The sequence below is a fragment of the Dankookia sp. GCM10030260 genome (assembly GCF_042666655.1).
In the GTDB taxonomy this organism is placed as follows: domain Bacteria; phylum Pseudomonadota; class Alphaproteobacteria; order Acetobacterales; family Acetobacteraceae; genus Paracraurococcus.
Genome location: NZ_JBHTDE010000084.1, coordinates 1 through 1,038, shown reverse-complemented (window position 1 = coordinate 1,038; position 1,038 = coordinate 1). Strand labels below are relative to the sequence as shown.

The window sequence follows — 1,038 nt, the reverse complement described above, 5'->3', positions numbered from 1 at the left end:
AAACACCAATCCGCCCGCACGCAGTACCAAACCGCGCAACAAGCCAATCAATGCACAACAGCAAGCCCTACGCTTACTATCAACAATCTACACTTCCATTCCCAGATTCACCTGTCAAAGAGCAACCGCCAGGGCCAGGTCCTGAGACCCGGTGCCACTTGCGGCGGTTTTGGAAGCACGTGAACCCGGAGGACCCATATCCGGCTGGCTTCGCCAGCCGTAAGTCTCTCCGAGGGATCTTTGCCTGCCGCGGCAGCACCGCGGCGCGCCATCGTTACACGATGACGACCGGCAAAAATGGAGGCAAACGGATTCGAACCGATGACCCCCTGCTTGCAAAGCAGGTGCTCTACCAGCTGAGCTATGCCCCCATACCTTCCCGCATGCAGGATCGGCACGCGGACCCAGCAGAGCCCGCCCGATCGACCGCCAACGCGTCGCGCGGCAGTGCCACGCAACTTGCGCCAGGAAGTCATTGCCCTGCTGCGCAGGACAACCCGGGGGATCTTTGCTTCTGGCAAAACCAAAAGCAAAAATGGGCCAGGGAGGACTTGAACCTCCGACCCCACGCTTATCAAGCGTGTGCTCTAACCAACTGAGCTACTGGCCCCCAACTCCTTCAAGTGAGGCCCGGCTCGCACCAGGGCCACGAGGGCCCAGCCGCCAGCCAAGGCCAGATCACGGAATGGGAGAGGAATGCGCGGACGGCGCCGACCCCGAAAGGTCGGGCACGCCGCACGAGATCACCCGATGGCCAGCAAGGCTGGCCGGGGGCGATGGGAATGGATCAGGATGTGCCAGGCACCGAACCCTCCATCCGGAGGACCGCGGCCCCAGCAGGTTCGCAGGCGATATGTGGTCTATTTCAGGACCCAGGCAGCCGGGGACCGAAATCCCCACCCCACACAGGTTCCTTGAAAGGAGGTGATCCAGCCGCAGGTTCCCCTACGGCTACCTTGTTACGACTTCACCCCAGTCACTGACCCTACCGTGGTCGCCTAGCTCCTTGCGGTTACCGCAGCGACTTAAGGTAGAACC

Annotated in this window: 2 tRNA genes and 1 rRNA gene; all 3 read right to left on the bottom strand. The window is 61.7% G+C overall.

Annotated features, from left to right (window positions below):
- Positions 1 to 298 precede the first annotated feature (298 nt).
- Positions 299 to 371 (bottom strand) — tRNA-Ala (locus tag ACFQS7_RS30945).
- Between the two features lie 165 nt (positions 372 to 536).
- Positions 537 to 610 (bottom strand) — tRNA-Ile (locus tag ACFQS7_RS30940).
- Positions 611 to 917: 307 nt separating this feature from the next.
- Positions 918 to 1,038, bottom strand: a 16S ribosomal RNA gene (locus ACFQS7_RS30935); the annotation flags it as partial.